General features: G+C 30.9%; 8 protein-coding genes and 1 pseudogene. All 9 read right to left on the bottom strand.

Annotated elements, in window-relative coordinates; genetic code table 11:
- A partial coding sequence (locus ACREVU_RS03735; RefSeq protein WP_431550286.1) for a transposase occupies nucleotides 1–162 on the bottom strand: 162 nt, incomplete at its 3' end.
- Nucleotides 163–329: 167 nt separating this feature from the next.
- On the bottom strand, nucleotides 330–764 hold the full coding sequence (locus ACREVU_RS03730; RefSeq protein WP_431550285.1) for a spore photoproduct lyase family protein: 435 nt from the start codon (nucleotides 762–764) through the stop codon (nucleotides 330–332).
- A gap of 138 nt (nucleotides 765–902) precedes the next feature.
- Nucleotides 903–2663 carry a glycosyl hydrolase family 28-related protein gene (locus ACREVU_RS03725; RefSeq protein ID WP_431550283.1) on the bottom strand — a complete coding sequence of 587 codons (1761 nt, stop codon included), beginning with the start codon at nucleotides 2661–2663 and terminating at the stop codon, nucleotides 903–905.
- Nucleotides 2664–2708: 45 nt separating this feature from the next.
- Nucleotides 2709–2903: a hypothetical protein gene (locus ACREVU_RS03720; RefSeq protein ID WP_431550284.1), complete on the bottom strand. Its 195-nt coding sequence runs from the start codon at nucleotides 2901–2903 to the stop codon at nucleotides 2709–2711.
- A gap of 35 nt (nucleotides 2904–2938) precedes the next feature.
- Nucleotides 2939–3769 (bottom strand): annotated as a pseudogene (locus ACREVU_RS03715) (fused DSP-PTPase phosphatase/NAD kinase-like protein); the annotation flags it as partial.
- 55 nt (nucleotides 3770–3824) lie between these two features.
- Nucleotides 3825–3995: a hypothetical protein gene (locus ACREVU_RS03710; protein ID WP_431550282.1), complete on the bottom strand. Its 171-nt coding sequence runs from the start codon at nucleotides 3993–3995 to the stop codon at nucleotides 3825–3827.
- Between the two features lie 117 nt (nucleotides 3996–4112).
- On the bottom strand, nucleotides 4113–4295 hold the full coding sequence (locus ACREVU_RS03705) for a hypothetical protein (protein ID WP_431550281.1): 183 nt from the start codon (nucleotides 4293–4295) through the stop codon (nucleotides 4113–4115).
- A gap of 63 nt (nucleotides 4296–4358) precedes the next feature.
- Nucleotides 4359–5624: a hypothetical protein gene (locus ACREVU_RS03700; RefSeq protein WP_431550280.1), complete on the bottom strand. Its 1266-nt coding sequence runs from the start codon at nucleotides 5622–5624 to the stop codon at nucleotides 4359–4361.
- A gap of 236 nt (nucleotides 5625–5860) precedes the next feature.
- Nucleotides 5861–6757, bottom strand: a complete 897-nt coding sequence (locus ACREVU_RS03695; RefSeq protein WP_431550279.1) for a phosphate ABC transporter substrate-binding protein — start codon at nucleotides 6755–6757, stop codon at nucleotides 5861–5863.
- Nucleotides 6758–6847: the final 90 nt, after the last annotated feature.

Genomic DNA, 6847 nt, shown 5'->3' with positions numbered 1-6847 from the left:
GATAATTTCAATATCTATGTCCTCACATACACATTTCACCATATGCTTAAATCTTTCCTCCACATTAGGTATTAAGAATATTTTTCTTCTATATCTTGGGCAAAATATAAAATGATAATTAATTAAAGTATATCTCAAAACGTGTATGTTAACAATGCTTATATACGCTATAAACAAAATTAGTTTCTTATGCTATCCATCCCACACCTGAAGGAGTGGGCTTTACGCACAAATATTGTAATAAGCATGGAGATTTTTCAATAACCAATCAATACAATCCTTGCTATCTTTTTGCTTTAAGTTCTAGTGACTTTGATATTTTAATTTTCTTACCAGCAGGTTGTTTTTTTAATGAATTTAATGTATTTTTTTATTTTACTATCTCCCTTTAATTTCTCTAATGTATTAAGCCTTACACTACCCTCTTCCAAAATTATTGGAGCAACATTAAGGCCTACTTTATATCCAGCTTCAAACATTTTGTTTGCTGCAATAATTCTCTCCTTTAAACTACTTGTTCCAAATTCAACTTTACTTATAATTTCTTGAGGATTAATGGAAATACGCATTTGCGTGTGTCCATTATGATTAGCTGTTAATAAATCATCCACAGCGTCAAACTTTGTTGAAAAGGTGGCTGTGGCATTTTCTAACTTTCCAAACTCCTCAATTGCCCATCTTAAATTTCCAGTAATAGTATTTTCAAGAACCATAACACTCGTACAGGTACAAAAGGTCTCATTATAGCTCTCCTTTTCATATATAATAATAAAGATTTTCTTTACTTAGTCTTATATTATTTAAGCTTATTTATACTTGTATTTAACAATAATAGTAATGCCCCTTATTTCTGTAACCCCTAAGCCTATTAGCCTTCATATAAGCATTGACAATTATTAGCGCTATTTTTTTGCACCTCTTAAATGGTTATTATTCACAAAACTATTAGTAAAAAACTCACCAGTGCCAAAAAGGCTGTTCTTTCCTGCACCCACCACAATTTGGTTATCCATAAAAAATAGTAAACTATAACTCGCAGTAGTCAATATTCCATAATAAGGTGTCACTTGATTATCTTTACCATGCTTGACACCACGCATTGTAATATTTTTACCAGTACCCGTTCCCAGCGTTTGAAACCGTATTGTATAGCAACAATACGAAAACCCACGATTAATATTTTCAATAATAATATTGTCCATTGTAGAATATTCCCCATTTTTACTGACCAAAATAGTACACGGGTAACTTCCTAAGGTGGTAGCCCATCCACAGTTTCTAATAGTTAAATCCCTTACACTACATCGACTACCATTTAAGTAAAAAGCAATAGGAAATCCCTCAATAGTACAATTAATTAATGACCAATCATCATGCAATATAAACGCATATGGAGACTTAAACATAGTATCTAATTGTGATAGTGAAGTAGCTACATTATAACCATTGTGAATTAATTTGGTATTAAAGAATTTAATATTTTTAGAGACGCCATAAAAAGATGTGGGTGTTGAAGCAGTTGTATTGGTAATGACAAATTTACTATCTCGAACGGTCATTCCTATTATAGCACGGTTTGTAAGCCATCCTGAGCAGGAACTAAATTTCACATTATCAAGGGTTAAATCCATTCCACCATCATAGGCAAAAGGTGTACCATTAGAGGATTCTATATTTCTAGCAGTATGTCCTATTCCAGACATTTGCATTCCATTGTCAATAACCGCATTTTCATAAGTAAAAAATCCACAACAAGCATGGGTATCTAAAGAAGCACCAAAGGAATTTGTTATATATATTCCAGTAGCTTTAACATATAGTGGACATGCATATCCAGAACCACCACCACAAAGACCATGCCGACAATTTTTTATATTACTATTCTCTATGAATATTCGTTTACTTCCATCTACAACAACAATTCCATAATCTAAGCCTAGATCTGCTGTACCACCCTCTACATAAATCGTTTTACATGATACATTAAAACTTCTACTTATTAGAATACCCGCATAATTATTCTTTTTTGCCTTTATTCGTTCAATCCGTACACCATTACAATATTGTATATTAATGCCTGTGCCATAACTTGTGGTATCCCCATCTCTAGTAATAGTCAAATCACTAATCTCAATATTTTTTGTTGGTGTAAAGGATTGAACACCCTTAGTAGTAGATAGTGGCAGTGTTAAAAAGGCTGACTCTGTAAATGTAATATCAGTAGATGAAGCACTATCCACCTCAAAAATTTCCCCTTTTGTATAATAAGTTCTGATAATGCCTACATCCCATCCGCTAGTAAACATGTCATTGGACTGAAAACAAATTGAATCACCTGGTTGTACAGAATTATTAATAGTATTGGCTTTACTCCCTGTGTTTAAATCTGTGGTTTGAGTTAAAGCATTTAGTGTAGGAACTTCCGTTTGAAAAGCAGATACTTCATTATTGGCTTTTAAGTCAATAATAGTTAAGTCAATTCCGTCCCCCACTATTCGAATATTTGATTTTAACATAATAGATGCAGTAGTATAGTAAGTCCCTTGTGGTAGATAAACTATTCCACCCCCAGATAAATAAGTAATATCAATAGCATATTGAATTGCAATTGTATCATCTGTGACTCCGTCACCTATAGCACCAAACGTTTTTACATTAACCATAATTTCACTCCTTTCCAGGGGATATTCACAAATACTCAATTGGGACTAGTTTTTAACATTCTTTTTTATCAATTCCATAAATACTTCTGGGGTAACTATTGACACTTTAGGATTTTCCTTTAGCTTATCCACAACTTTTTCAATATTACTAAGGCTTTTGCTCCAAGCATGAACATATACTGTGGTGTAACTGTTAGAATTATAAATATCTACTTGCCCACAGTCAATTCGATTATTGATAATTCGAATTAAGTCATCCTCACTTTCAAATCAATATTTTTCTTACAGTATTTATAGAAATTTTGCAAAAAACTTACTCTTTCATTATTATTAAAGGATTTAATATGACTCTCATCAAAATTAGCTAAAAGTAATTGTCTATTTATAATATCATCTGCCGAAACTGTTTTGGAATTTTTCATCATATCATACATAATCATAAAAGTAGTAGTCCTTCCTATTCCTTGTTTACAGTGAAAATGAAGCCATGTATTTTTAGGTTGTAGTTTTACTAAACACACAAAGTAATCCACCATATCATCTGTGGGTATTTTACCATCTGTAACAGGAATACGTATATATGATAGTAATTTAGAATTAGCAAGATATTCTTCATCTTGAATTTTTGTTGGAACTACAGTTATATTTTTATGATTATAAAAAGTCATAGGCACATTTAACTTTATGCTACTTAGTTTAATATATTCATCCGATAAAACTTCACCCATTGTTAATCCCATGTTAGCATCATTTCGTTCATTTGCCCAGCTAACGGATTCTCCATTTATAAACCCGTGGGATTCTTGTCTTAAATCAATAACTGTTATAGGTAATGATGCCCCTATACTACCTGTTATAAGAGACAAGTTGAACTCAGAAAATTGTTGACTACCAGAAATATTTAATGTATTTAGACCACTAATATTTAATTCAATATTACCCTGGGTGTTTAATATATCTGTTGACTTACGAAAATTCTTTGGTATACCATAGTAATTCTGAGAATCTAAAACAAGATTTACATTACTATTTAACTGTGAGTCAGAAGCTTGGGTACTATCATTCTTTATTTCATCAGAATATATTCTTTTATTACAAGATCTCATCCTATTGGCAAAGTAAATTTCATTATTCGCCTTGACATAATTATTTAGCATCATATTATAAATATAAGGATACCTGATATACATATAAATCCTCCAAAAAATACTTACTACAATATATTATGCAAGAAAAATGTTTTGGTACTAATTCCGTTTGTACTGCTTGGGCTAACTTTTGTCCAACTGCACTTCCGGTGAAATAATATGTTTCAATACCAGTATCACTCATAAACAAACCTGCCACTAACGCAAAAATAAGTCGCATAAAAATATACGACCCTCTAGGAATTAATTTAGCATACACTATTTTTTATTTACGTACCCTACTTAAGGTGGGTGTGGTTTATTATTCTTTATAAATCTTTAATGCATCAAAAGAATTATCTTCCTCAAATATAAATGTGGTTTCATAGCCACCCCGTCCTATTACATTCTCATTGCCCTCTCTAAGAACAATGTTATTATCTTCATCGGTATAACCTAATTCAAAATCATCTAATAAAATTAATAGTTTTTGTTTATCTGTCACTTTTTACACCCCCTATAATTGTAATATTTATTCAATTATACCCCATTGATAATTAATATACAATCAATCCCCTTTCTTTAATATTGCTTTGATTTCTTTATTATCCGAAATCATAACATCAAAGATATCGGTGTTTCTGTTTATAATGGAAGATACATTTTCATAAATCTGCCTTTCTATATATAATTCTTCTAAATTATTCCCATCTATCAAACTATATACATATTCCAAGGTTTTATCTAAAAACAGTGATATATCTTTTAATAAATTAGTATCTTTTGTTTTATAACTTTCCAAGCAAAATGAGACAGATTCGCTTATTAGTGAAATAGTTCCACTACTTACATTAGTTCCACTTTCCAAGATTAATAAATTTAATTCAATCTTTTTTAATTTCAACAATATATCATCACTAAAGGATACCAATAAACCTAGCGATACTTTATCAAGTTTTTTCCTTGTAGGAATATCATTAATTAAGCTTTCAGATAAATTATTTTTTAAATATAAATAAGTTAACGTGCCTGCAATCAAATATATCATATTAATTATTGAGCCTAGTAAGACCTTCCCAAATATTGAAGAAACAACGGTTGTAAGGGTTCCAGCCACAAAAAATATGGAGAGTTTATTTATTTTATTTGTGATTTTGGAGGTTTCATAAATCATTGGATCAATAGTATTCTCTACTTTATTTGGTGTTAAAACTTTTACAAATTCTTTAATTTTTTGTATTTCCAGCTTATTTAAATCCTTTATATTTTGTAACCTAATTTTCTCATCCAAAGATTTTTGAGACTCATTTTTTTTAGCCTTTTCAATTTCTAATTTTTCATCTAAGTCCTTTTGGGCCTCTTTTTTTCTTAGTTCCTGAGATTCTAATATTTCTTCTTTTTTAGCTTTCTTATAATCCAAAAGTTCCTCTTTAGTCATTTTAAGATATTGGACTTCTGAGAGAAACAGAGCTGTAGGATATGTTTTTAGTTTATTTGAATTGTCAAATATAGTATAAACAGATTCTCCGTTATCTTCTGTAATTTTAAAAACAGAATATATCTCCCCTCCCTTTAAACTATCTATATCTAAAATGCCTGAATATACTACTTCTTTTATGCTTTGCAACATCCTACTGGTTGGATAGAAAATTTGATCGGGCACAACTATCTCCACAGCCCCTTTTTCATTTACAATCCTATAGCATGGCATTACTTTAAAATCATGTTCATATGTATATTTAGTTGTTGTATCAAGCACAATATATTCTCTTTCGCTTATAAATTCAGCTTTTTCTGTACGACAGGTTTTTAATTCCAAATATTCTCTTTTCATAAATATCCCCCTTTAAAATGAAACCTAAATCGCCATACTATACATGTTACAAAACAATTATTATAAGTATTATAACATCATCTTACAATTTGTGGAACAGCAAAAAACATAAAATACCTATAAGTATTTTATGTCTTTAAGAAGATTTAAATTTCATACTGTTTCATCAATAAATTTCTTAGGTGTATTTTCAAGAAATACTCAACTTTAACAAGCTACTAATGTTAACTTGAACATTACTCTCTTTTAGCCTTCATATCTGCCATAGGAATATATCCTAATTTTGTTATTCCTGCTTTCATTTCATCACTTACCATATAATCTAAGAATGCTTTTGTTAATCCTGTGGGTTCACCTTTAGTGTACATATGCTCATATGCCCAAATTTTATATTTATCTGTGCTTATGTTCTCTGCATTTGCTTCAACCCCATCAATTTTTAATACATTTAATCCTTCTTTATTAGCTACATCAGCGAAGTATGATAATGCTAAGTAACTAATTGCTCCTTCTGTTTGTTTAACTGCTTGTTTAACAGCTCCACTTGAATCTTGAGTTAAGCCAGCTACTTCTTCCTTCCCATCCAAACCAAATTCTTTAAATGTTGCTCTTGTTCCTGAAGATGCTGGTCTATTTATAATAGTAATTGCTATGTCAGCTCCACCAACTTCTTTCCAGTTTTTTATCTTACCCGTGAATATATCTATTAACTGCTGTTTTGTTAAAGATTCTACTTTTGATTTTGGGTTTGTTACTGCTGCAAATCCTATAACACACACCTTAGTATCTTTTAATGCAGCTGCATCAATTCCTTCTTTGTCTTTTGCATATATATCTGAATTTCCTATTTCTACATTGCCTTCTAATACAAGTTTAAGTCCAGTACCACTTCCACCACCTTGAACATTTACAGCCACTCCTGGGTTTTTATCTAAGAAACTTTTAGCGCCGAGTTCAGCTAGTGGCTGAAGTGCAGTTGATCCTGCTGCAGTTATTGAACCAGACAATTCAGTTTTTGTAGTTTCAGGTGTAGTTTTAGCTGCTTCGTCTTTACTTGCACAACCCGTGAAAATTCCTGCGGTCATTGCAACTGCTAGTGCAGCCACCATTAATTTTAAATTTTTTTTCTTCATTGATAATTCCCCCGTTCAATTATTTAAATTTCTTTATTAACCATACATTACACTTATAATAATATGCCCTGAAAGTTAACTTTGTATTAC

The organism is Clostridium sp. (genome assembly GCF_050717535.1).
Taxonomy (GTDB): Bacteria; Bacillota; Clostridia; order Clostridiales; family Clostridiaceae; genus Clostridium_AD.
This window is presented reverse-complemented; position numbering and strand designations above follow the sequence as displayed.